Here is a 23885-nt window from a genome sequence, read left to right as displayed (position 1 = left end):
CAGGGTAAATACGGAGGTTTTCCTTTGCTTACATTACACTGTGCGGTGTAGCGCAGTCGACGACCCTGGACGAATGCGTTGCACGTCCATCCCGACCCGCCGCTTTTCCTCCACCGCGATGATTGATGATCTGGTTCAACTGGGCAAGCTGGTCAGCCTGGGCCTGGCGCTGATGCTGCCGCTGGCCAATCCCCTGACCTCCATGACCATGCTGCTGTCCCTGGGGCAGCACATTCCCTATAAAGAGCGCGAACGCCAGATCCGGCAGGCCGCCTGTTATGTCGTGGGCATCATGCTGGTGACGTACTACGCCGGCGCCTGGATCATGGCCACGTTCGGTATCTCGATCCCGGGTCTGCGCATCGCCGGCGGGCTGATCGTGGTCAGCATCGGCTTCACCATGCTGTTTCCGGCGGCGGCCAGCGCCGCCAGCGACGAGCGCGAGGCTGACGTGGCCGCCGATGTCGCGATCCATCGCCAGGTGCCGAACATCGCTTTCGTGCCCTTGGCGTTGCCGGGCACGGCGGGCCCGGGCACCATCGCCATGATCATCAGCGCCGCCTCGACGGTCGGCAGCCAGGCCGCCAGCGAGTATCCCGCCTGGACCATCGCGGTCACGCCGATCATTGTCTTTTCGCTGCTGGGCCTGTTGTTCTGGATCTGCCTGCGTTCGGCCGGCCGCATTGTCGCCCTGATCGGCAACGGCGGGGTCGAGGCCATCTCGCGCATCATGGGGTTCCTGCTGGTGTGCATGGGCGTGCAGTTCGTCATCAATGGCGTGCTGGAAATCGTGAGTCAACATGGCGCCGGGGCCTGACCGCGAACGCGCCGGCTGGGCCTGGCGCTGCCTGCGCTTGCTGGGGCGCCTGGCGCTCAGCCTGCTGATGCTGTTCTCGATGGCATGGGCCTGCCTGGCGTTCTGGTATCAGGGGCCGGGGGCCGTCTGGGCCAAGGCGGTGCTGATGCTGGCCTGGGTCGCCCTGGGGCTGTATGCGCTGCTGCGCCTGTGGCATGGCGTTGGCCGTCTGCGGCGCCGGCCGGCGCTGTGGGCCTATCTGTTGGCTGTGATCGCGCTGGCGGCGTGGTGGCAGGGCATCGCGCCCTCCAACGACCGGGTCTGGGCCGACGATGTGGCCCGCACCCTGCGCGGCAGTGTCGCGGGCAGCATCGTCACGCTGGACAATGTGCGCGACTTCAAATGGCGTTCAGACAGCGACTACACGCCGCGTTGGGAAACCCGGGTCTACGACCTGAACGACCTGCGCTCGGTGGACATGGTGCTGTCGTACTGGGACGGTCCGGCCATCGCCCACACCCTGGTCTCGTTCGGCTTTGCCGATGGCCGCCATGTGGTGTTCTCGGTCGAGATCCGCAAGGAACGCGGCGAACAGTTCTCCGAACTGGGCGGCTTCTTCAAGAAATTCGAACTGAGCGTGGTTGCCGCCGACGAGCGTGACGTGCTCTACGTGCGCGCCGGCCCGCGCGCGGAGAATGTCTACATCTACCCGGTGCAGATGCCGGTCGATGCCATGCGCGCGTTGTTCCTGTCCTACGTGCGGACCGCCAATGAACTGGCCGACACGCCGCGCTTCTACCATACCGTCACCGCCAATTGCACGACCCTGGTCTACCGCATGGTGCGGGCCATTGTGCCCGGGCTGCCGCTGGACTATCGCATCCTGTTGTCGGGCTACCTGCCCGAATACCTTTACGAGCAGGGCGGACTCGATACCCGACAGCCCCTGCAGACGCTGCGCGAACGCGGCTTTGTCGGCATTCCGCCGATCCTGGGCGAAGACTCGATCGGCTTCTCGCGGTCGATCCGGCGGCACCTGCGCGCCGAACCGGCGGGAGGCACGCCATGATCTCGCTGCGCGCCGTATTGTGGCTCCTGTTGGCGGGCGTGCTGGTGTTTCTGCTGATGCGCACGCCCGGCGTGCGGCTCTATGACGCCATTGCCCGCCGCCTGCGCGGCCGGCGGGCCGGCCCGGCTCCGAGCGACCCGCGCCCACGAACCCAGCCCGCCCCGCAGCAGCAGGCCCGACGCGCCAACCAGGCGCGTCAGCCGGGATAGCTGCGGGCCAAGGCCTGGCCCGCCAGCGACACCAGCGGCGGCAGCACGAACGCCCACAATCCGATCGACACGTGCAATAGCGCCGCCGCGCCGCAACCGATCGCGAACGCCAGCACGGCCCGTCCCATGCGCCCCATGCGGCGCTTGACCGCTTCGTCGGCCTGGCCGCGCGCGGCGTCGGCCAGGTCCAGCATGATCTGGGTGGTGGTGCCGGTCATCAGGGTCGAGGGCGGCGCCGCGCCCAGGTGGACGCGGTGCACCGCATTCTGGATCGACATCGCCAGCACCAGCGTCATGCCGGTGGCGAACAGCCCCCAGCTGTCACCCATCGGATACGGCCCCAGCGCCAGGGCCAGCGCGGCCGCCACGCACAGCAGCAGCGTCTTGGCCGTGAGCAGCCGCATGAACGCCGGCTTGCCCGCGTCGCGGCGCGCCTGGCCATACAGGCGCGCCAGGAACACGCCCAGGCAGAACATGGGCAGCGCCGCCAGCTTGGTCCAGGCGCCCGAGGCGCCGTTGCCGAGCGCATAGCCGATGGTGACGAAGTTGCCCGTCACGTGGGCGGAAAACAGACCGTGCAGGGCGATGAATCCCAGGGTGTCGACGTAGCCCGCGTTCAGGCTCAGCAGCAGCGGCAGGCGTTCGCCGGCGGGGGCGGCAGGGGGAGCGGCGGTGGCGGGCGCGGGCATCGGTGTTCCATCCGGGTGACGGCAGAGTGCCTACCGTTGTATCGCAGTTGCGGCGTTCACGCACGCAGGACGATGTTCCGATGACGCCGGTGATACGCCCAGGCCGGCGATGGCGCGGGGCGTTCAGAACCAGTACTTCACCGCATAGATAACGGTCATGGCGGCGCCCGTGACGATCACGAACGCCCGGATGGCCGAAGCCGGCAGGACGCGTATCAAGTGGCCTCCCAGGTAGCCGCCCGCCAGCGCGCCGGCCAGCATGCATAGCGTGGCCGGCCAATGCACCGAACCCTGCACGATGAAGATGACGATTGCCGCGGCGGTGACAAACGTGGCCAGCAGGTTTTTCAGCGATTTGATGGCGCGCAGGTTTCCGGGATCCGTGATGGAAATCACCGCGGTCAGGATCACGCCCAGCCCGGCGCCGAAAAAACCGCCATACACGGAGGCCAGCGCGATCGGCAGCACGCCGCGCGCGGGGCCGTCCTGCGCCTGGCCGCCGCGTCGGCGCGCGCTCCAGGCCTGCACCTGGGGCGCAAAGGCAAACAGCAGGGTGGCAAACGCGATCAGGGCCGGCACGGGCAGGATGAAATAGGCGGGAGGAATGGCAAGCAGAATGAATGCGCCCAGCGCGCCGCCCGCGGTGGTGGCGATGGATAACAGCCAGAAGCGCCGATCGGGAGCGGGCAGGTTTTCACGATCCGCCAGCGCCGCGAGGATATGGCCGGGGGATATGGCTACCGCGCTGGAGGCATTGGCGATGACGGGCGGCAGGCCCGCCGCCACCATCGCGGGAAAGGTAATCAATGTGGCGCCGCCCGCCAGCGCATTGATGACGCCGCCCAGCGTGCCCGCGCCGGCCAGCAGTGCCGCAATGCTCCACTCCATGCCCGCACCTCTTCGGTAAACCGCATTATGGTCCATATATTGGACCAATATATGGGGTGAAAATTTATTATTGCCTATTTTCCTCGCAAGTATAGAATGCTCGAAAATTAGAGAATAAATAATGGTCCAATATATGGACCATATAAAACTCCGGCGACGCCTTTTAGCCGCCCCGCAAGATCGCTGTCAACTCCCAGGACGGCGCATGCGGCCGGATCCGCATCGGCTGTGCGTGCCCCGTCCTGATCGCTGGTTTCCAACTCCGTCCCCGGAGTTGTTGCGTGTTCACCTGTCTGGCCCTGCGGGCCATCACCGTTGAATCAGGAGGGAATCTCGATGGATGTGAGCTTCATGGCGTTTTCCCGGCTGGCATTCGGGCATTGGGAGGGGCAACCCTTGTATGCCCTGGCCGACCTTGGGATTGCCCAGCGTTTGGCCGAACCCCGTACCTGCGCCGAGCTGGCTCGGGAAATCGGTTGCGAATCCGAGCCGCTGGAACGTTTGCTGGACTGCGCGGTCGCGCAAAAGCTGCTGGCATGTGACGGCGAGCGCTACGCCAATACCGATCTCAGTGCGCGTTTCCTCACCGAAGGCAGCCCCGAATCCCTGTTGTGCTGGCTCCGCGTCATGGCGCGCTGGAAGCAGCCCTGGACGCAACTGGCCGAGGCGGTGCGGCGAGGCGAGGCGGTGGACAACCAATCCAAGTGGCTGGGCGAGGATCCCCAGTTCATGCGCGACTTCATCCTGGGCATGCACCAGTTTGCGTCCCGTTCCGGCCCCGCGTTCGCGCAGGCGCTGAAAGACGTGCCCATTCGCCACCTGGTGGATGTGGGCGGGGGCGCGGGCACGTATTCGATTGCCTTGTGCGCGGCGCGGCCCGAGATAACCGCGCAGATTCTCGATCTGGCGCCGGTTGTCGAGATCACGCGCGAAACCGTGCGAGCGGCCGGCCTGGCGGACCGCGTGAGCGCCAAGGTGGCCGATTATCGACAGGACGGTTTTGGCGAGGCGGCTGACGCACTGCTTTTTTCAAACGTGCTGCATCAGGAAAGCGCGCAGGTGTGCCGATCGATGCTGGATCGCGCCAGGCAGGCCTTGCGGCCGGGCGGCGTCTTGCTGGTACAGGGTTACTTCCTTGCCGAGGACCGGCGCGCGCCGCTGTTCACCACGTTGCACAACCTGTCCGCGCTGGCGCTGTGGGACGGCGGGCGCAGTTGGACGGTGGGCGACATGCAGGCGCGGATCGCGGGTGCGGGGTTTGAGCGCCAGGCCGTGCTGCGCCAGGAGAGCAGCGGGTTCTGCCTGCTGTCGGCCGTCAAGGTCTGACGCGTTATCCACTTATTGAACCGGAGTCCCTATGTCCACACAGACCGTCACCGATACCGATACCGAAGCCGAAGTGATCGCCTGGCTGAAGGAAAACCGCAATGCGCAGGTGGAAGGCATCAAAGAGAAGAACCTGATCGAAGAGCGCATCCTGGACAGCATGCAGTTCCTGGATTTCATCATGTTCCTGGGCGAACTGGTGGGGCGTGATGTCTCGACCGCCATCACCGTCGACGACCTGCGCACGGTGGATGCCATCGTCGGATTCGTCCAGGCACAACGCTAGGCCGAGCGAGGAACGCACCATGACATTCGACTATTCAAGAATCGGCCGTCTGATGACGCTATCCAAAGGGCGCTCGCATGATCCCTACGAGCGTTTCGAGTGGCCCGCCCGTATCCCGGATGACCAGCCCTGGTGCAGCAATGACTTGCTCACCACCTATGGAACGCCCTTGCAGGAGCAATTGGACGCCGCCCAGCAGATACGGCTCAGCAAGTGGGAGGCGGTCAATTTCTTCAGCCTGAACGTGCATGGCATCAAAGGGGTGCTGAGCTTTGTCAGCCGCTGCATCTATGAAGAGCGCTATGCCGATGTCTCCGAATACCTGCATGTCTTCATGGGCGAAGAGAATTTCCATATGTGGTATTTCGCCAAGGCCTGCCTGGATTATGCGGGAAAGATATATCCATCCATTCAGTTGCAGGGCGATGCGCAGGCCGCCACGCCAGAGTTGGACGACTTGTACATGTTCGCCAGCACGCTGATCTTTGAGGAGTTCGTCGACTACTACAACCATAAGGTCGGCACCACGGACGGCATCACCGAGATCCTCAAGCAGATCAACTACCAGCACCATGTCGATGAGTCCCGCCACGTGTCCTTCGGCCGGGAAATGGTGCCGCGCCTGTACCAGCTGGCCTTGGAGCGCGGCGGCGATCCCGACGCGACGCGGGCGGAGGTGGCGCGCACGGTAACGAATATGTTCCGGTACTTCATCAGCCTGATGTACAACCCCGCCGTCTATGACGACGCCAAGGTCTACGAGCCGCTGGGGTTTCGCAATGGCAACGCCATGCGCAACGCGCTGCGCTCGCATCCGGCGCGCAAGGCCATCCACGAGCAATGGTTCAAGCGCAGCGCCGCCTTCTTCACCAAACAGGGGCTGGTGACGGACTTGAATCTGGCTGCGCTATAGGCGGAGGTTCACCATGGCGCGGATTGCCAGCAGTCCCGAGGTGGAGGCGTTTTTTGGCGCGTGCTTGCCTGTCCTGCAGGCCGGCATGGGCGGCGTGGCGCAGCCGGAACTGGCGGCCGCCGTGTGCGAGGCGGGCGCGTTCGGCATGATAGGGCTGTATCGCCACACGCTTGACGAGATCGGCGCGTTGCTTGCGCGGACGGCTCAACTGACCCGCGCGCGCTTCGGCGTGAATCTGGTGCCCTTCGTCCTGGACGCGGACGCGTTGCTGGAGCGGCTCGCCTTTCTGGCGGACCGTCCGGAGCGGCCGGTCGTGACCTTCTTCGGCCTGCCGGATGCGTCTGTGCTGCGGGCCTTGCCGGCCGGCATGGAATATGGCGTGCAAGCTGGGACCTGGGACGAGCTGGAAGCGGGGTTCGATGCCGGCGCCCGTTTTGGCGTGTTGCAGACGACGGAGGCGGGCGGCCATCACCTGGGCTCGACGCCGCGCGGACAGGCGCTGGACCAGGCCGGCCGCCATGGCGTCGACAGGCGCATGGTGTTCCTAAGCGGCGGCATCAGCAACGCGGCGGAGTTGCGCCAGGTGGTGCAGGCCGGATTTTCCGGCGCGCTGTGCGGCACCGTGTTCGCGGCCACCCGGGAGTCCGCCGCGCACGAGCGCTACAAGCAGGCGATCGTGAACGCCACGCCCGGCGATACCGTGGTCACCGACCGCTTCAGCATCGGCTGGCATACCCATCGCCACCGGGTTATCCGCAATGCCAGCTGCGAGCAATCGCTGCCGGCAAGCGTCATCGGTTCCGCGCATTACTTTGGCAAGCGTTATCCCATCCTGCGTTACAGCGTTGCGGTACCCACCGTGCACACCGAGGGTTTGATCGAGGAAATGGCGTTGTATTGCGGCACGTCCTGCAAGGACACGCATTCCATCCGAACCGTCCGCCAGGTGCTGGCTGACCTGACGGCGTAAGGCCGGGTCGTGCATGCATTCACTCAAGTGCTTTCAGGGATTTTCAGGAGATTGAATCGTGATTATCGAAAAGCAATGGCACCAGGTAAAGAACGTGCTGCAGGCCAAACTGGACGACATATTCTCGATTGCGCCCGACGCCACCACCGAGTTCGACAGCTTGCTGGCCCATGAAGAGATCAATGCGCTGGGCTACGTGCGCAATTTCCCGCACCTGACCTGCGTCATGTGCTCGATAGAACAGGGGGAGTTGCTGGGGTTCGCGCGCGGCCAGCGCAAGCTGGACCAGGATTTCAAGGCGCTTTGCGCCGACGTGGCGCTGTTGCCGGCCACTTGCTACAAGGTCTACCTGGGGCTGCAAGGGCAGCACCTGGAAGACGCGCGGGTGGAGTCCTGCATCGCGCGCTGCTTCCGGCACGAGGACAAGGCGCTGGATCGTTACCGCGCTTTCAACTTCACCATGAAGGAATACGTGTACCTGGGCACCGCGCAGGGCGCGCAGGCGCACCTGGAAGCGGGGTACGACCGCCTGTTCTCCCTGTTCGCGCAGCTGGGAATCAGCGCGGGTTGTGAAGAAGCCAACGATCCCTTCTTTGATTCAGGCAGCGCCGTGGCGCGCCTGTCGGCGCTGACCCCCACCAAGCGTGAACTGGTGTTCGACGGCCACGCCGTATCTTCGCTGAACTATCACCGCAACTACTTCGGTGAAAAGTTCGATATCCGCCTGGCCGACAGCTTCGTGCATACCAGTTGTGTCGCGTTTGGATTGGAGCGTTGGATCTCCATGTTCAAGGATCGTTTCGGCAATGCGGCGGATGCGCTCGCCGCGCTGGAGCGCGCCTAGATGGATGGCCCGACGCTACAGGCGCAGGCGCTGTTCGAGACGGGGCAGCGGTTCACGAAAACCTGCGTGGTCGATGCCGCCGCGAGCGCATTGAACTATGGGGGCGATCTGGACGTGCTGGCCACCCCGGTGATTGTCTATTGGATCGAGTCTTATGCGACCGAGTGCATCCGGCTGGCAGGCGACGGGCGCTGCGGGTCGGTCGGGCATGCGATCAGCGTGCGGCACGTGGCGCCCGCGCATCCGGGTAGCGCGGTGCGGCTGACGATCACGGTGGCGGCGATGTTCGGCAATTCCCTGCGGTTCAGTGCCCGCGCCGTGGCGGGCGAGGCCGACACCCTGATCGCGACCGGCACGCATGACCGCACCCTCGTCGACCTTTGACGTCACGGTAGTGCTGGGCCCTCCCGACCCGGTGCTGGCCGGGCGGACCGCGCGCGCTCCTACCCTGCGCACCCGGTTGGGCAAGCCGTACCTTCCCGGCCTTGCCGGTTTCGGCGTGAGCCACAGTGCCGGCGTGCAGGCGCGGCTATATGCCAATCGCAAGTACGTGGGCATTGATATCGAGCATCTGGACCGGCCCGACCTGGCCGCCCGCCAGCGCCGCCTGGCGGCCTGGCTGGCGCGGCGCGACCTCGTCGCCGTGGACTTCCTGGCCGGCTGGGTGGCCCGCGAGGCTTGCGCAAAAAGCGTGGGGCTGGGACTGCTGCACGCGCTGCCGCGCTTGTCCATCGCCTGGGCCCGGCCTTGCGGCCAGGACGGGGCGCAAGAAATCGGCCTGGTATTGAGCCGCTGGCGGTTCGTCGCGCGGTGCGAGCGGGTCGGCAGGGTGCTGCTATGCGTGTGTTATCGGCAGGACTATGGCCAGCCCGCCCTATCCTTGCTGCGGCCCGGCCTTGGCGCGGCCGGCGCCGTGGCCGCCAGCCCCGTGGCCGCCAGCCTTTCAGTCGTCAGCCTTTCCGTCTGGGGTACGGGCCGGCTCTTGCGGGGCGGCTGGAAATAGTCAGGCCAAACGACCAGGCAAAACAACCCGGCAAAAACAGTGTCCAGACAAAAACAGCGCCCAAACAAAAACAGCGCCTTTTAAGGCGCTGTCCTGGACTTGCCCAGATCACTCTGGAGCTTGAAGTGGTGGAGCGGAGGAGGATCGAACTCCCGACCTTCGCATTGCGAACGCGACGCTCTCCCAGCTGAGCTACCGCCCCAAATCAAGCAAGAACGCAACTATACAGGAATTTGCGCGCGCCGTGCAAGCTGGCAAACAAGATTCTTCGCTCAATCGAACGTCAGCGTGGCCACCACCGGCGCGTGGTCGGACGGCTGCTCGTTGCGGCGCGGTTCCTTGTCGATGACGCAGGCGGTGCAGCGCTTGACCAGCGGCGCCGACAGCAGGATGTGGTCGATGCGCAGGCCGGCGTTGCGGCGGAACGCGAATTGGCGGTAATCCCACCACGAAAACGATTTCTCGGGCTGCTCGAACAGGCGGAAGGAGTCGGCCAGACCCAGGTCGATCAGGTCGCGCAGCGCCTGGCGCTCGGGTTCGGAGACCAGCACCTGGCCTTCCCATTTCTCGGGGTTGTGCACGTCCTCGTCGGCCGGCGCGACGTTGTAGTCGCCCAGCACCGCCAGGCGCGGGAACTGCTTGATCTCGTCGGCCAGCCAGGCGCGCATGGCGGCGAACCATTCGAGCTTATAGGCATACTTGTCGGAACCTACCGATTGGCCATTCGGGCAATAGGCGCAGACCACGCGCACGTCGCCGTCGGCGCTGGGGAAGGTCAGCGCCAGCACGCGCTGCTGCGGATCCTCGTAGGTGGGCAGGTTGCGCACCATGGACGTGCCCGGCGCGCGCGACACGATGGCGACGCCGTTGTAGGTTTTCTGACCGGCCCAGGCGGCGTGATAGCCGGCTTCCTTGAAGGCATCCTCGGGAAACTTGTCGTCGGTCAGCTTCAGTTCCTGGATGCACAGCACGTCGACGGGATTGGCGGCCAGCCAGTCCAGCACTTGCGGCAGGCGCACGTTCAGGGAGTTGACGTTCCAAGTGGCTAATTTCATGTTGCGTGTCCGACCGAATATTGTTGCGGCTGGCCGTGCCGGACGCCTGGCGGCGCGCAGGCGGACGGCGCGTGACGGCGTCCCATCAAAGTCTGATACGGGGGGAGCCGCCGTTATCTGGGCCAGATGATACCGTGCCCGGCGCGCGCGCCGCGCGGCGCCGGCATCACCCCTTGACCAGCCCCCCATCCACAATCAAATTCTGCCCCGTCACCGCGCGCGACCACGGGCTGGCGAAAAACAGCACCGCGTCGGCGAACTGCTCGGGCGTGGTCACTTCGCGCAGCGGCGTGCTGGCGGCAATCAGGTCGAACACCGCCGCCGGCGTGGCGGCCGAGGCGTCGGTGGCGCGCAGCAGCCCGCCGGACACCATGTTGACGGTGATGCCGTCCGCGCCCAACTCGTGCGACAGCGTGCGCGTGAACGCCAGCAGCGCGGCCTTGGCGGCGGTGTAGTCGTGGTACGGCACCACCGGGTTCTGGACCAGGTTGGTGCCGACGTTGATGATGCGGCCGCCGCCAGCGGCGCGCATCGACGGCAGCACGGCCTGGGTGGTGTTGAGGGCGGCGCGCACGCTGCCCTCCAGTTGCGCGTTCATCCGCGCCCAGTCGAGCGTGTCGGCGTGGGGGCGGGCGTCGCCGTCGAACTGGAAGGCGGGCAGGGCGTTGTTGACCACGGTGCTGACCGGCCGGCCGAAATGCTCGCTGGCGCGCGCCACCATGGCGGCAACGGCCTCGGCATCGCGCACATCGGCCCGCACGGCCAGCGCGCGGTCCGGGGCGGTGGCGGCCAGTTCGCGCGCCGCGGCGTCGCTGTTCAGATAATTGATGACCACCCGCGCGCCTTCGCGCAGAAAGGCGCGGGCAATGGCCGCGCCCAGGCCGCGGCTGGCGCCGGTGACGATGACGAGTTGCTGGTCCAGGGGGAGGGGAAGGCTGGGCATGGTGGGGAATCAGGCGGAAATCAGGCAGTGAATCGGGTCAGGAAAAATGCGGTGGCGCCAGAAGGGCCGCATGAGCCGCCGCGCGGACGGGGCAGCGCCGGCGCCGCCTCAATGTTCCGAGCCGCTGTTGAGCATGCGGCTGCGGGCTTTTTCGATATGCGCGCGCATGATGTTGCGGGCGCCCTCGGCATCCTGTTCGCGGATCAGGCGGTAGATCTGGCGGTGTTCGTCGATGGCGGCGCGGGTGCGCTTCCAGGGTTCGCTGTGGACGAGGTGGCGCATCATGTTGACGGCGTGGCTGACGTCGTACTCCAGCGATTTGAGCACCTGCACGAAGCGCTGGTTGCCGGTGGCCGCCGCGATCGCGCGGTGAAAGCCATAGTCGTGATGGTGGGCGATGGCGCCGGCGGCGTCGGCGGCTTCGTAGCCGGCCAGCATGCGGTCCATTTCCAGCAGGTCGTCGTCGGTGCGGCGCAACGCGGCCAGGTAGGCGCATTCCGGTTCGATCACCATGCGCAATTCCAGCCCTTCCAGGATGTGGCCGACGCGGCGCGCGGGGTCGACCGCGGGCATGCCGCCCATCAGGTCGGGCTTGGCGCGCACGTAGCTGCCCGAGCCGCGCACCGACTCGACCAATTGGTCTTCACGCAGCCGGTCCAGCGCCTGGCGCACCACCGGACGCGATACTTCGAACAGCGCGGCCAGTTCCAGCTCGGTCGGCAGCTTGGCGCCCGGTGCGATCTTGCCCGTGGCGATGGCGTAGAACAGGCTTTCGTAGACCCGTTCGGCGAAGCGTTCGGCGCGCACGTAGCCCAGGCCCGAGGCCACTTCGGCCAGCACGTCCAGCTCCGGCCGCGGCCGGCTGGCCGCGGTAAGCAGCTTGTCCAGCTGCGGATCGCGCAGTTTGCTCATGGCCTTGCTCCTGTGGCGCGCACGCCAGGTTTGTTCTCTGTCATGACAAATCGAGCCGGCGCGTTCCGCGCTGAGCGAACGCTTCGACGGCCTTGATTTCCTAGGGATAACCCGAATTGGACGAAAAATATCCTGAAGCTTGGGACGAAAGCTGTCAATTCAATTGACAAGTTGTGGAGCGCTCCCTTACCTTGGCTGAATCCCGTTACGCCCCAAAACCACACCGCGCGCATTCGACGCCGGGCGGCGCGCCGATTCCCCCGGCCGCGCCAGGAGACCCAGCATCCGCGCGCGTTCCGCAACCGGCCAGCCGGCCGCTACTTTACTCCGCACATCGTGACTCAGAAGAACTTTATCGCCAATCAATGGGTGCCCGCCGTGAGCGGTGAAACCATTCCTGTCCTGAACCCGTCCGATGGCAAGGTATTCGAAGCCATCGCGCGCTCGGGCGAACAGGACGTGGACCGCGCCGTGATCGCCGCGCGCGCGGCCTTCGAGGGCGAGTGGGGCCAGATGGCCCCGGCCGCCCGCAGCCGCCTGCTGATGCGCATCGCCTTCGCGCTGCTGGACCGCCAGGAGGAGCTTGCGCAGCTGGAATCGGCCGATACCGGCAAGCCGATCAAGCAGGCCCGCGCCGACGCGGCCGCCGTGGCGCGCTATTTCGAGTTCTATGCGGGCGCGGTCGACAAGCTGCACGGCGAGACCATTCCCTATACCCCGGGCTTCACCGTGCTGACCGTGCGCGAAGCGCATGGCGTGACCGGCCACATCGTGCCGTGGAACTATCCGCTGCAGATCTTCGGCCGCAGCGTCGGCGCGGCGCTGGCCGCGGGCAACGCCTGCGTGGTCAAGCCGGCCGAGGACGCCTGCCTGTCGCTGCTCAAGGTGGCCGAGATCGCCGCCGAGGCGGGCCTGCCCGCCGGCGCGCTGAACATCTGCACCGGTTACGGCCACGAGGCCGGCGCCGCCTTGTCGGCGCATCCCGGCATCGACCACATCTCGTTCACCGGCTCGCCGCAGACCGGCAAGATGGTGGCGCACGCCGCCGCCGAGAACCACGTGCCGGTGACGCTGGAGCTGGGCGGCAAGTCGCCGCAGATCGTGTTCGACGACGCCGACCTGGACGCCGCCATGCCGGTGCTGCTGGCCGCCATCATCCAGAACGCCGGCCAGACCTGCTCGGCCGGCAGCCGCGTGTTGATCCAGCGCGGCGTCTACGAGAAAGTGCTGGCGCGACTGGGCGAGGCGTTCTCGGCCACCGTCACCGGCCCGGCCGCGCAGGACCTGGACGTCGGTCCGCTGATCAGCGCCCGCCAGCACGACCGCGTGCGCGGTTTCCTCGCCGAGGCCGAAGCCGAGGGGCTGAAGGTCGCCGCGCGCGGCAAGCTCAAGGACGGCGCGCCCGACAGCGGCTTCTACCAGCCGCCGGTGCTGTTCCGCGACGTGCCGCCCAAGAGCCGGCTGGCGCAGGAAGAAGTGTTCGGCCCGGTGCTGGCCGCCATGGTGTTCGACACCGAGGAAGAAGCGCTGGAAATCGCCAACGGCACGCTCTACGGCCTGGTGGCCGGCGTCTGGACGCGCGACGGCGGCCGCCAGTTGCGCCTGGCGCGCAAGCTGCGCGCCGGCCAGGTGTTCGTCAACAACTACGGCGCCGGCGGCGGCGTGGAACTGCCGTTCGGCGGTTCGCGCCAGTCGGGCTACGGCCGTGAAAAGGGCTTCGAGGCGCTGTACGGCTTCACCACCCTGAAGACCATCGCCATCCGCCACTGATCCGGCGGCGGCCGGGCGTGCCGCCCCGACAGGGGCGGGCGCCCGGTGGCAAAATATCGGTTACCTTTGATGTTTTGCCAGGGGCGCCCCGCCCCGTATCCAGGATCAGCATGTTCACCGGTATTGTCCAAGGCACCGCGAAGATCGCGAAAATCGCGGACCGCGAAGGCCTGCGCACGTTCACGCTGGCGTTCCCCGACGGCTTCTGCCAGGACCTGGCGATCGGCGCCAGCGTTTCGACCGACGGCGTCTGCCTGACGGTCACCGAAATCCTCGACGCCAACCAGGCCACCTTCGATGTCATGCTGCAAAGCCTGGCCATCACCACGCTGGGCAGCTACCAGGAAGGCGACCGCGCCAACGTCGAGCGCGCCGCCAAGGATGGCGCCGAGATCGGCGGGCATCCGCTCTCCGGCCACGTCGATTTCACCTCGGAAGTGGTGATGGTGAAGTCCTCGGACACCAACCGCCTGATGCGCTTCAGCATCCCCGAGGCCTTCCGCAAGTACGTGTTCGCCAAGGGCTACATCGCCATCAACGGCGCCAGCCTGACCGTGTCCGAGGTCAACCGCGCCGAAGGCTGGTTCGAAGTCTGGCTGATCCCCGAGACCCGCCGCATGACGGTGTTCGAGGACAAGCAGGTGGGCGACCACGTCAACATCGAGATCGAGCGCAGCACCCAGGTGGTGGTGGACACCGTGCGCGAGACGGTTCAGGAAAGCCTGGGCAAGCTGCAGCCGCTGCTGGAAGCCATCCTCAAGGAAAAAGGGCTGACGCTGGAAGATTTCGTCAGCCCGCAGGGCAAGCTCAAGTAGGACGCGGCCGTCCGCGTTCCATCCGCGTTCCGTTCAAGACCCGCTCCCGCGCGCCGGCCCGCGTTCGCGGGAGCCGGCGTGTCTGTATGAGGGCGCCCGGTCAGGCCTCGAACTCAACGAGCAAACCCAAGGCGCGAACTCAAGGCGCGAATTCAAGCCGCGAATGCCGGCCCCAGCGGCTTGATGCGGATGCCCGGTTGCAGCCGGGTCCAGGGCAGGTCGGCGGGATCGGCCTGCATCGGGCCCGGGGCCTTGGCCACCAGCACCTCATGCGCGATGGGCTGGAAGTCGGCGCGGAAGTGCACCGAGCTTTTCACCACCAGGATCGCCATCTCCTCGGGCTGCACGCCGCCGACGCGGAACAGGTTGCGATCCAGCATCTGCGACTTGGTGGCGCTGACCACCACGCGCACGCCGCCCAGGCGCAGCCCGGCCACCGCCTCCAGGTCCACGTCCATGCCGTTCATCATCGGGCCATCGAAGCGCAGCTTGCCCGGCGACAGCGTCTCGACCACGAATTCGCCCTCGAACGGCGCGTCGCCGGCCACGCCGGACTGGCCGCCCAGGCGCAGCTTCACCTTGCTGCCGATGCCGGCGGCGGTCGCCTGGCGCACGGCCTCGGGATCGTAGAACAGGCCCAGCGCGGCGTTCTGCGCGTCGGCCTCGACCAGCGCGCGCAGCATGCCGGTGGTGTTGGCGTCGCCGCCCGCGCCCGGATTGTCCTGGGTGTCGGCGATGACCACGGGGCGCGACGCGCCCGCCGCCAGCGCCTGGGCCCGCTTGACGGCGTCGGCCGGCGCCAGGAAGTCGGGCGACCATTGCGGTTCCAGTTCCAGCACGCGCTGGTACAGCGCCTCGGTCACGCGTTCGACCGCGTCGGCGTCGGTGCCGTAGGCCCACACCACCGGGCCGCATTCGGGAAAGTCGGCCGCCGGAAAGCCCGGCGCGAACGAGATCGAGGCCACGCCCGGCGTCCGCTCCAGGCGTTCGAGTTCTTCGTACACGCCCTGTGACGGCTGCAGCATCGTGCACATGCCGTTGATGGGGATCAGGAAGGGCAGGCGGCGTTCGGCGCGCACCCACTTGTCGCCGGCCGCGACGCGCGCGGCCAGCAGGCGCGCGGCATGCTCGCCGGTCACCGCCATGTCCACATGCGGGTAGGTGCGGAAGGCGGCCAGGCCGTCGGCCTCGCGCAGCATCCGCGCGGTGACGTTGGCGTGCAGGTCCAGGCTGCCGACCACCGGCACGCCGGGGCCGACCAGCGCGCGCACCCGCGCCAGCAGTTCGCCTTCGCCGTCGTCCAGGTGTTCGGCCACCATGGCGCCGTGCAGGTCCAGGTAGATGGCGTCGAAGCCGCCGGCGCGCGCCGCGTCGACGATCTCGCCGGCGATGCGTTCGTAGGCATCGCGGGTGACGTGGGCCGACGGGCTGGCGCCGGCCCAGATCACCGTGCGCACGGTGTGGCCCTGCGCCAGCGCGGCGTTGATGAAGCCGCCGGCGGGGATGTTGACCTCGCGCAGCGCCAGCATGTCCTCGCCGCGCACCATGGCGGGAAAGCCCTCGCCGCGCACGAAGTTCTCATAGGCCGCCTTGGACGGCGCGAAGGTATTGGTCTCGTGCTGGAAGCCAGCCACCAGAATGTGCATGATCGATTCCTTTGAGCGTCAGGCGCGCGCGGGCGCGGATTGGGGAGGACGGTTCACCAGCAGCAGCAGGGCGCCGGCCACCAGCAGGGCGGAGATCGCATACAGGCCGCCAGCCAGGCTGCCGGTGGATTCCTTGACCCAGCCGATGATGGACGGACTGAGAAAGCCGCCCAGCAAGCCGATGCTGTTGATCAGCGCGATGCCGCCCGCCGCGGCTTCCCCTTGCAGGTACTGCGACGGAATCGCCCAGAATACCGTGTAGGCGGCCCACATGAAGCCCGTGGCCAGCGTGATGGCCGTCAGGGATAGCGCGAATTGCGTCGGCGCCGCGGTGGCGATGCACAGCGCCACGCCGGCCAGCAGGGCGGGCACCAGCGTGTGCCAGCGGCGTTCGCGCATGCGGTCGGAACTGCGCGCGAACCACAGCATGAAGACCGCCGCGGCCACGTAGGGGATCGCTGAGTACAGGCCGATCTGCATGGTGTCCTGCACCCCGGCCAGCTTGAGCAGCGTCGGCAGCCAGAAGCTGACCGCATAGATGCCGCAGATCAGGCAGAAGTAGGTCAGCGCCATGCCGTAGATGGCGGGGTCGCGCAGCACCTGGGCGAAGGCGTGCTTCTTGTGCGCGCCGCGGCTGTCCAGGTCGGCGGCCAGCAGCGCCTTTTCGTCGGCGCTGAGCCAGCGCGCCTCGGCCGGCTTGTCGTCCAGGTAGCGGAAGGCGATGACGCCCAGCAGCACACAGGGCAGGCCTTCGAGCAGGAACATCCATTGCCAGCCGTCCAGCCCGTGCGCGCCGGAGAAGGCCGTCATGATCCAGGCCGAGACCGGCCCGCCGACGATGCCGCCGATCGGGCCGGCCAGCATCACCACCGCCATGACGCCGGCCATGCGCGACTGCGAGTACCAGTAGGTCAGGTAGAAGATCATGCCGGGGGCGAAGCCGGCCTCGAACACGCCCAGCATGAAGCGCAGGACGTAGAAGCTCCATTCGCCCTGCACGAACAGCATCGAGGCCGAGGTCAGGCCCCACAGCACCATGATGCGGCTGATGGTGCGGCGCGCGCCGATGCGCGTCAGCAGCAGGTTGCTGGGCACCTCGAACATCACGTAGCCGAGAAAGAAGATGCCCGCGCCCAGGCCGTAGACGGCATCCGAGATGCCGATGTCCTGCTGCATCTGCAGCTTGGCGAAACCGATGTTGATGCGGTCCAGGTAGGCGAACACATAACAGAGCAGCAGGAACGGCAGTAGCCGCCAGGTGATCTTGCGGTATAGCGGAGCCAGGCGCGGATCGGCGCCTGGCGTGGCCTGATGGGGCATTGCGTGTCTCCTCGCGGGCGGATCTGCGCCCGCCGCGGTGGTTGGGATGGCGGCGGTCCCCGGGGCGGGTCCGCGCGGCGTCCATATTGCGAGCACGCAGTGTTCGAAACAATGACCTGGGTGATAAATTATCGTTGCCTTCAGGGCAACATAAGGGCAACAGAAAGAGACGCCGGCCATGTCCCGGCTTCCATGACAAACCATGGCGGGCGCCGGGTTCCTGGCGCCGGACGTCCATAACCACAAAAAAGGGGAAACCATGGCGGAAATCAGCCAGACGCGGCTGAGGTATTTCAACGAGGTGGTGGCCTGTGGCTCCATCCGCGGCGCGGCCGACAAGCTCGGCACCGCGCCGTCGGTCATCAGCCGCCAGATCCAGTTGCTGGAGAAGGAACTGGGCGTGGCGCTGTTCGAGCGCCGCGCGCGCGGACTGACGCCGACCGAGGCCGCCGACATGCTGCTGGAATACCATCGCGCCTGCCGCGCGCAGCAGGAACACCTGAACACGCGTCTGCAAGAACTGCGCGGCATGCGGCGCGGCAACGTCCACCTGATGATCAGCGAAGGCTTCATCGACAGCCTGATGGAGCACGTGGTGGGGCCGTTCTGCATCGAACACCCGCGCATCAATGTCAGCGTCAACGTCGGCTCGGTCAACGAGGTGGTCGAGGCGGTGGCCACGGATGCCGCGCACATCGGCCTGGCCTACAACCCGCCGGTCGATCCGCGGCTGCGCTGCCGCGCCAGCCGCAAGCATCCGGTCTGCCTGCTGGCGGTGCCCGGCCATGCGCTGGCGCGGCGCCGCGCGCCGCTCACCATCGCCGACATCCTGCCGTATCCATTCGCGCTGATGTCCGCGCCGTATGGCTTGCGCCAGGCGGTCGACCTGCTGGAGTTCACGGAACGCATCCACCTGACGCCGAGCCTGACCACCAATTCGCTGCGCGTGCTCAAGCAGTACGCGATCAGCGGCGCCGGGGTGACGCTGATGCCGAACCTGGGCGTGCACCACGAATTGGCGAGCGGCGAACTGGTGGCGCTGCCGATCGCGCATCCGATCCTGAGCGCGCCCGAGTGCCAGATGCTGCTGCGTCTGGGGCGGCCGCTGTCATCGGCCGCCAACGAGGTGGTGCGTCGCATCGAACAGCGCCTGCCGGCATTCGCGGCGCCGTAATGGCGGCATGTGTGCCGAGGGCAAGGGGCCCGGGCTGCGGGTGGGTTTCGTTACGGATGGCGGCGCGTGAATATTGAAAGTTCCAGTATTCATGCGCTTTTTCAGCCATTTTTCTGCTGTAGGTCAATAAACAAGCCATTCTTCTAGTGAAATCGCCATGTAATGGGCTTTTCAGGGCGATGTCAGCTACAATGGCAGCACTTTCGGAGGTTTCTATGTCGGTAATATCCGATATCAAAATACGCCCCCTGGAGCGCGGCGACCTGCACTTCGTGCACAAGATCAACAATAACGACGTCATCATGCGTTATTGGTTCGAAGAGCCCTACGAGGCCTACGACGAACTGGTCGCCCTCTATGACCGCCACTTGCATGACCAGAACGAGCGGCGCTTCATCATCGAGCACGACACTGGCCAGCCGGCTGGCCTGGTGGAACTGGTGGAAATCGACTACATCCACCGCCGCGCCGAATTCCAGATCATCATCGCGCCCAGCTACCAGGGGCGCGGCTACGCCAAGGCCGCCACCCGCATCGCGGTGGGCTACGCCTTCCGCGTGCTGAACCTGCACAAGGTCTACCTGGTGGTGGACAAGGACAACCGCGCCGCCGTGCACATCTACGAGCGCTGCGGCTTCCAGATCGAAGGGCTGCTCAAGGAAGAGTTCTTTTCCAACGGCGCCTACCGCGATGCCTACCGCATGGCGCTGCTGCAGCACGATCACCTGCGCGAGGTCGGGCCGGGCGCGCCGGATGCGCCGGTGCTGCGCGACTGGCCGCAGGAAGAACAGACGGGCTGACGCGCGGCGCGATCGGCGTTGCATCCCCGCATGATCGAGGCGGCCCCGGCCGCCTTCCCGGGCAGTGCGGCTTGAACGATCGGACGGCGCGGGAGCGCGGCGCCGCGCCGATGTGGAAAAACGCCCCGGCAGGAGATTCCTGCCGGGGCGTTTCGCATCAGGGCGCCGCTTCAGTTCGCCGCCGGGGCGGCCCGCAGCAGCCGCAAGCCGTTGGTCACCACCAGCAGGCTGGCGCCGACGTCGGCGAATACCGCCATCCACAGCGTGGCGTTGCCGGTCATCGCCAGCGCCAGGAACACCACCTTGATGCCGAGCGCCAGCGCGATGTTCTGCACCAGCACGCGGTGGGTGGCGCGCGACAGGCGCAGGAAGGTGCCGATCTTGCGCAGGTCGTCGTCCATCAGCGCCACGTCGGCCGTTTCGATGGCGGTGCCGGTGCCGGCCGCACCCATGGCGAAGCCGATATCGGCGCGGGCCAGGGCCGGGGCGTCGTTGATGCCGTCGCCGACCATGCCGACCTTGCCGGCGGGCGCCAGCTTGCTTTCGATGGCGGCCAGCTTGTCCTCCGGCAACTGGTCGCCGCGCGCTTCGTCGATGCCGACCTGGCGCGCGATGGCTTGCGCCGTGGGCGTGTTGTCGCCCGTCAGCATCAGGGTGCGCACGCCCAGCGCGTGCAGGTCGGCGATGGCGGCCGCGCTGGTGGGCTTGACCGTGTCGGCCACCGCCGCCAGCGCCAGCACGCGCTGGCCATCGCTGAGCGCGATGGCGCTTTTGCCCTGCTGTTCCAGTTCGTCGAAACGGGCTTCCAGTTTTTCGTCCGACACGCCCAGCTCGCGCATCAGGCGGCGGTTGCCCAGCTGGAACAACACGCCGTCCACCTTGCCGCTGACGCCGCGGCCCGGCAGGGCGGTGAAGTCGTCCACGTCCAGCAGCGTCTTGCCGGCGTCGCGCGCGGCGTTGGCCACGGCCAGCGAGACCGGGTGGTCCGAGCGCGCCGCCAGGCTGGCGGCAATCCGCGCAGCGGGCTGGCGCGTCAGGTCGGAGACGTCCCAGTCCTGCAGGTCGGTCTGTACTGGCTTGCCATGGGTCAGCGTGCCGGTCTTGTCCAGCGCCAGCCACTTCAGGTTGCGGCCTTCTTCCAGGTACACGCCGCCCTTGACCAGGATGCCGCGGCGCGAGGCCGCCGTCAGGCCGCTGACGATGCTGACCGGCGTGGAGATCACCAGGGCGCAGGGGCAGGCGATGATCAGCAGCGCCAGGGCGCGATAGATCGCGTCGAACCAGGGCTGCGCCCACAGCAGCGGCGGCAGCACCGCCACCAGCACCGCCACGCCCACCACGGCGGGCGTGTAGATGCGCGAGAAACGGTCGATGAAGCGCTGGGTCGGCGCGCGCGCGCCCTGGGCCTGTTCGACCGCGTGGATGATGCGCGCCAGCGTGGTGTTGCCCGCCGCCGCGGTGACGCGGTAGTCGAACGAGCCGGCCGCGTTGACGGTGGCCGCATACACCTGATCGCCCTCGGCCTTTTCCACCGGCAGGCTTTCGCCCGTGATGGGGGACTGGTCCACCGCCGAGCGGCCGCTGACGATGATGCCGTCGGCGGCGATGCGTTCGCCCGGTCGCACGCGCACCACGTCGTCGATCTGCAGTTGCGCCGCCGGCACCGATTGCCAGCTGCCGTCGGCCTGGCGCACGGTGGCGGTTTCGGGCGCCAGGTCCAGCAGGCCGCGGATGGCGTTGCGGGCGCGGTCGAGCGAACGGGCCTCGATCAGTTCAGCCACATTGAACAGGAACATCACCATGGCCGCTTCCGGCCACTGGCCGATCAGCACCGCGCCGGTGACGGCGATGCTCATGAGCGCGTTGATGTTCAGGTTGCCATTGCGCACGGCGATCCAGCCCTTGCGGTAGGTGCTGATGCCGCAGGCCAGGATGGCGGCTACCGCCAGCGCGGCGGTGACGCCCCAGTGCATGCCGGCGAAGTGCGAGGCTTCGGACAGCGCGGCAAGCACGCCGGCGCCGCCGATGGCCCACCAGTTCACGCGCGCGGCGGCCGGGGCCGGCGTGCGCGGCGCGTCGTCGGCCAGCGGTTCAGGCGTCATGCCCAGCGACTTGATGGCCGCCGTGATGCGCTCCAGCGCGCCCTCGGCGTGCACCACCGTCAGGATGCGCTGCATCAGGTTGAAGTCCAGCGCGTGCACGCCGTCGACGCTGTCGAGCTTCTTGCGGATCAGCGTTTCCTCGGTCGGGCAGTCCATCTGGCCGATGCGCAGGCGCGCCAGCAACTGGCCCGGGCCGGCCTGCAGCACGGCCGCGCCGCCGGCGGACATCTGGATGTTGCCGGCATCGTGGCCGCAGCAGGCCGAGGCGCCGTGGTCATGCGCCCGCGCATGGGCATGGCCGTGATCGCGGTCGTGGCTGTGATTGTGATCGTGACCGTGATCGTGATCGTGACCGTGATCGTGATCGTGATCGTGGCCGTGATCGTGGGCATGCCCGGCGCCTTCGTGGCGATGGCCGTCGGCCGCGGCGGCCTTGCCTTGCGCGGGCCCGCAGCATCCGCCGGCGGCGTGGTCATGCCCGCCGGACGCAGCCGGGGCCTTCGTGCCGCAGTAGGCGTCCGGCCGTCCGGAAGCGGTGGGATCGGTATGTTTGTTCGTTGCGCAAGACATTCGCGTTGCCTTTTCGTTATCCATTGGCGGTATTCCACACCTTGGAGTTACTATAGGGTCAACCCCTTGAATCCATCGGATGCGTCCGGGAGGCACGATGCGTATCGGCGAATTGGCCACGGCGGCCGGCACCACGGTCGAAACCGTCAGGTATTACGAGAAGGAAGGGCTGCTGCCCGCTCCGGAACGGGGCCTGAACAACTACCGCAGCTACGGCCAGCCCCACCTGGAGCGCCTGCGGCTGATCCGCAACTGCCGCGCGCTGGACATGACGCAGGACGAGATCCGCGCCATCCTGTCGCTGGCCGACAATCACCAGGCAGGATGTGGCCCCATTAATGAACTGTTCGATGAGCACATCTCCCACGTGGACGAGCGCATCGCCGAACTGACCCAGTTGAAGACGCAATTGACCGATCTGCGCCAGCGCTGCCTGTCGGCGCGGCCCGACGCGGAAGACTGCGGCATCCTGCACGGCCTGTCGGAAATGCAGGTCGAGGAACGCCAGGAACGCCATACCCACCTGGGTTGAATCCGCCAGTCGCCATGCGCCGGGCAGGGGGATAGCCGTCCCCCGCGCGGCCATGGCGTAATATGAGAACCCTTCTCTTTCCCATTTGGGAAACCGCCAGAATCCTGTTACCTGTGCCTGACTCCATGACCCAGACCGCCACCGCCACGCCCCTGCATGCCATCACCTCGCGCCGTTCCGTGAAGTTCCTGCGGGGTCCGGCGCCCAAACCCGCCGAGCTTGAACAGATCCTGCAGGCCGCCATGTCGGCCCCCGACCACGGCGCGCTGCGTCCGTGGCGTTTCGTGGTGATCCAGGGCGAGGCCATCGGCAAGCTGGCCGACGTGGCGCTGGAAGCCGTCAAGCGCAGCGGCGACCCGCGCATGACGCCGGAAAAGGAAAAGTCGGTGCGCGAGTGGATGGCCGGCGTGCCGCTATTCGTCGCCGTGGCGCAGAAGATCGCCCACGACAACACCAAGATCCCCGAGGCCGAGCAACTGCTGGCCACCGGCTGCGCCACCATGAACATCCTGAACGCCGCCCACATGCTGGGCTATGGCGCGTTCTGGAGCACCGGCATCGGCACCTACGTTGAAGACGTGCAGGCGGCGCTGGGCCTGGATTCGCTCGACTACCGTTTCCTCGGCTTCCTGGCGATTGGCACCCCGGCGTGCGCGGTGCCGCCGGCCAACCGCCCGGACTACCGCGAGTTCGTCACCGAGTGGACCGGCCCGCTCTGACGCGCGCCGTGGCGCAATAAAAAACCGGCCGTTGGCCGGTTTTTTATTGCGTGTCGCCTACCGTTGTGACGCGATGGGCCGGAAGGCCGCGCGCACGAGTTTCTCCAGGCCCCAGCCCACGGCATAGAAGAGGGCCAGCGTCGGCAGCCCGATCAGCAGGTAGCCGCCGACCCAGGACAGCTCACCGAGCAGCTGGTCCAGGTTCAGTTCGTGCAGCAGCGCAAGCTGCAAGGCCAATGGCAATTGCAGCAGCACGAAGCGGCCCTTGTCGTCGCTGTCGGCGGACAGTGCGCTGGCGATGCAGAGGATGACGATGGCGAGGTAAAGCGCGGCAAACACGATGCCGGTCCAGCTGAACCCTTTCGAGGCAGTCAATCGAGGCACGTCGGTTTCCAGGGGAATCGGAAGCCGCAAGTATAGAGGTCGGCCAGATGCGGTCCAGCGCGCTAAGACACCGAGCCAAGACACCGAGCCACGACACCGAGCCAGGCCGACGTTGCTCGCCGTCCAGCTGCACCGGGCAGGCTTGCGCGG

The 23885-nt window shown here is 66.9% G+C and carries 25 protein-coding genes and 1 tRNA gene; 16 read left to right on the top strand and 10 right to left on the bottom strand.

Annotated elements, in window-relative coordinates:
* Positions 1 to 118: 118 nt before the first annotated feature.
* The 3 genes from AruCF_RS16810 to AruCF_RS16800 are packed head-to-tail and all read left to right on the top strand — an operon-like array spanning position 119 to position 2074.
* On the top strand, positions 119 to 817 hold the full coding sequence (locus AruCF_RS16810; protein WP_080977447.1) for a MarC family NAAT transporter: 699 nt from the start codon (positions 119 to 121) through the stop codon (positions 815 to 817).
* Positions 801 to 1865: an Lnb N-terminal periplasmic domain-containing protein gene (locus AruCF_RS16805; protein ID WP_049074567.1), complete on the top strand. Its 1065-nt coding sequence runs from the start codon at positions 801 to 803 to the stop codon at positions 1863 to 1865. The genes AruCF_RS16810 and AruCF_RS16805 overlap by 17 nt, the downstream gene beginning before the upstream one ends.
* A complete protein-coding gene (locus tag AruCF_RS16800) occupies positions 1862 to 2074 on the top strand; it encodes a hypothetical protein (RefSeq protein ID WP_049074566.1) in 213 nt (70 codons plus the stop codon). Before AruCF_RS16805 ends, AruCF_RS16800 begins: the two co-directional genes overlap by 4 nt.
* Here the strand turns inward: AruCF_RS16800 and AruCF_RS16795 are convergent.
* Together AruCF_RS16795 and AruCF_RS16790 are read right to left on the bottom strand one after the other, a co-directional pair.
* A complete protein-coding gene (locus tag AruCF_RS16795; protein ID WP_049074562.1) occupies positions 2062 to 2763 on the bottom strand; it encodes a YoaK family protein in 702 nt (233 codons plus the stop codon). The two genes, AruCF_RS16800 and AruCF_RS16795, sit on opposite strands and share 13 nt — an antisense overlap.
* Positions 2764 to 2886: 123 nt before the next feature.
* Positions 2887 to 3651, bottom strand: coding sequence for a sulfite exporter TauE/SafE family protein (locus AruCF_RS16790; RefSeq protein WP_049074559.1), 765 nt, complete (start codon positions 3649 to 3651; stop codon positions 2887 to 2889).
* A gap of 336 nt (positions 3652 to 3987) precedes the next feature.
* Here AruCF_RS16790 and AruCF_RS16785 point away from each other — a divergent pair, with 336 nt between their 5' ends.
* From AruCF_RS16785 to AruCF_RS16755, 7 genes are read left to right on the top strand one after another with little or no spacing between them, the layout of a single operon-like run.
* Positions 3988 to 4977, top strand: coding sequence for a methyltransferase (locus AruCF_RS16785; protein WP_049074558.1), 990 nt, complete (start codon positions 3988 to 3990; stop codon positions 4975 to 4977).
* A gap of 31 nt (positions 4978 to 5008) precedes the next feature.
* Positions 5009 to 5263 (top strand): acyl carrier protein, encoded by a 255-nt coding sequence (locus AruCF_RS16780; protein WP_049074555.1) that lies wholly within the window; start codon positions 5009 to 5011, stop codon positions 5261 to 5263.
* Positions 5264 to 5282: 19 nt separating this feature from the next.
* Positions 5283 to 6176 (top strand): diiron oxygenase, encoded by an 894-nt coding sequence (locus AruCF_RS16775; RefSeq protein ID WP_049074553.1) that lies wholly within the window; start codon positions 5283 to 5285, stop codon positions 6174 to 6176.
* A 13-nt stretch (positions 6177 to 6189) separates the two neighbouring features.
* Positions 6190 to 7146: an NAD(P)H-dependent flavin oxidoreductase gene (locus tag AruCF_RS16770; RefSeq protein WP_049074551.1), complete on the top strand. Its 957-nt coding sequence runs from the start codon at positions 6190 to 6192 to the stop codon at positions 7144 to 7146.
* A 58-nt stretch (positions 7147 to 7204) separates the two neighbouring features.
* Positions 7205 to 7990 (top strand): class-II aminoacyl-tRNA synthetase family protein, encoded by a 786-nt coding sequence (locus AruCF_RS16765; RefSeq protein ID WP_049074550.1) that lies wholly within the window; start codon positions 7205 to 7207, stop codon positions 7988 to 7990.
* Entirely contained in the window at positions 7991 to 8374 is a 384-nt protein-coding gene (locus AruCF_RS16760) for a thioesterase family protein (protein WP_049074548.1), read from the top strand.
* On the top strand, positions 8349 to 8993 hold the full coding sequence (locus AruCF_RS16755; protein ID WP_144419144.1) for a 4'-phosphopantetheinyl transferase family protein: 645 nt from the start codon (positions 8349 to 8351) through the stop codon (positions 8991 to 8993). Before AruCF_RS16760 ends, AruCF_RS16755 begins: the two co-directional genes overlap by 26 nt.
* Positions 8994 to 9119: 126 nt before the next feature.
* Here the strand turns inward: AruCF_RS16755 and AruCF_RS16750 are convergent.
* The 4 genes from AruCF_RS16750 to AruCF_RS16735 all read right to left on the bottom strand — a co-directional run bounded on the left by AruCF_RS16750 (position 9120) and on the right by AruCF_RS16735 (position 11903).
* Positions 9120 to 9195: transfer RNA gene (locus AruCF_RS16750), tRNA-Ala, on the bottom strand.
* 70 nt (positions 9196 to 9265) lie between these two features.
* Entirely contained in the window at positions 9266 to 10048 is a 783-nt protein-coding gene (gene xth, locus AruCF_RS16745) for an exodeoxyribonuclease III (RefSeq protein WP_049074544.1), read from the bottom strand.
* Between the two features lie 166 nt (positions 10049 to 10214).
* Positions 10215 to 10991 carry a 3-oxoacyl-ACP reductase gene (locus AruCF_RS16740; protein ID WP_049074542.1) on the bottom strand — a complete coding sequence of 259 codons (777 nt, stop codon included), beginning with the start codon at positions 10989 to 10991 and terminating at the stop codon, positions 10215 to 10217.
* Between the two features lie 108 nt (positions 10992 to 11099).
* Positions 11100 to 11903, bottom strand: coding sequence for a FadR/GntR family transcriptional regulator (locus AruCF_RS16735; RefSeq protein ID WP_049074539.1), 804 nt, complete (start codon positions 11901 to 11903; stop codon positions 11100 to 11102).
* Positions 11904 to 12239: 336 nt separating this feature from the next.
* Between AruCF_RS16735 and AruCF_RS16730 the strand changes: the two genes are divergently transcribed.
* Entirely contained in the window at positions 12240 to 13673 is a 1434-nt protein-coding gene (locus AruCF_RS16730) for an aldehyde dehydrogenase family protein (protein WP_049074536.1), read from the top strand.
* A 110-nt stretch (positions 13674 to 13783) separates the two neighbouring features.
* The gene (locus AruCF_RS16725; protein ID WP_049074535.1) at positions 13784 to 14488 is read left to right on the top strand and encodes a riboflavin synthase subunit alpha; all 705 of its coding nucleotides are present in this window, start codon (positions 13784 to 13786) and stop codon (positions 14486 to 14488) included.
* 152 nt (positions 14489 to 14640) lie between these two features.
* Here the strand turns inward: AruCF_RS16725 and AruCF_RS16720 are convergent, their stop codons facing one another.
* Both AruCF_RS16720 and AruCF_RS16715 read right to left on the bottom strand, forming a co-directional pair.
* The gene (locus tag AruCF_RS16720; protein ID WP_049074532.1) at positions 14641 to 16134 is read right to left on the bottom strand and encodes a M81 family metallopeptidase; all 1494 of its coding nucleotides are present in this window, start codon (positions 16132 to 16134) and stop codon (positions 14641 to 14643) included.
* 18 nt (positions 16135 to 16152) lie between these two features.
* Positions 16153 to 17454: an MFS transporter gene (locus AruCF_RS16715; RefSeq protein ID WP_049074531.1), complete on the bottom strand. Its 1302-nt coding sequence runs from the start codon at positions 17452 to 17454 to the stop codon at positions 16153 to 16155.
* 259 nt (positions 17455 to 17713) lie between these two features.
* Here AruCF_RS16715 and AruCF_RS16710 point away from each other — a divergent pair, with 259 nt between their 5' ends.
* Positions 17714 to 18628: a LysR family transcriptional regulator gene (locus tag AruCF_RS16710; RefSeq protein WP_049077912.1), complete on the top strand. Its 915-nt coding sequence runs from the start codon at positions 17714 to 17716 to the stop codon at positions 18626 to 18628.
* A 215-nt stretch (positions 18629 to 18843) separates the two neighbouring features.
* Positions 18844 to 19428: a spermidine N1-acetyltransferase gene (gene speG, locus AruCF_RS16705; RefSeq protein ID WP_049074529.1), complete on the top strand. Its 585-nt coding sequence runs from the start codon at positions 18844 to 18846 to the stop codon at positions 19426 to 19428.
* Between the two features lie 170 nt (positions 19429 to 19598).
* Here speG and AruCF_RS16700 read toward each other — a convergent pair whose 3' ends face one another.
* A complete protein-coding gene (locus tag AruCF_RS16700; protein WP_049074528.1) occupies positions 19599 to 22100 on the bottom strand; it encodes a heavy metal translocating P-type ATPase in 2502 nt (833 codons plus the stop codon).
* Positions 22101 to 22197: 97 nt separating this feature from the next.
* Here AruCF_RS16700 and cadR point away from each other — a divergent pair, with 97 nt between their 5' ends.
* The gene (cadR, locus tag AruCF_RS16695) at positions 22198 to 22632 is read left to right on the top strand and encodes a Cd(II)/Pb(II)-responsive transcriptional regulator (RefSeq protein WP_006386392.1); all 435 of its coding nucleotides are present in this window, start codon (positions 22198 to 22200) and stop codon (positions 22630 to 22632) included.
* Positions 22633 to 22757: 125 nt separating this feature from the next.
* Positions 22758 to 23351, top strand: a complete 594-nt coding sequence (locus tag AruCF_RS16690) for a nitroreductase family protein (protein WP_049074526.1) — start codon at positions 22758 to 22760, stop codon at positions 23349 to 23351.
* A 57-nt stretch (positions 23352 to 23408) separates the two neighbouring features.
* Here the strand turns inward: AruCF_RS16690 and AruCF_RS16685 are convergent, their stop codons facing one another.
* Positions 23409 to 23735, bottom strand: a complete 327-nt coding sequence (locus tag AruCF_RS16685; protein WP_049074523.1) for a hypothetical protein — start codon at positions 23733 to 23735, stop codon at positions 23409 to 23411.
* Positions 23736 to 23885 lie beyond the last annotated feature (150 nt).

It is taken from the genome of Achromobacter ruhlandii, assembly GCF_002082135.1.
Taxonomy (GTDB): domain Bacteria; phylum Pseudomonadota; class Gammaproteobacteria; order Burkholderiales; family Burkholderiaceae_B; genus Achromobacter; species Achromobacter ruhlandii.
The sequence above is the reverse complement of the archived record's forward strand: the minus strand, read 5'-3'. Positions and strand labels throughout refer to the sequence as shown.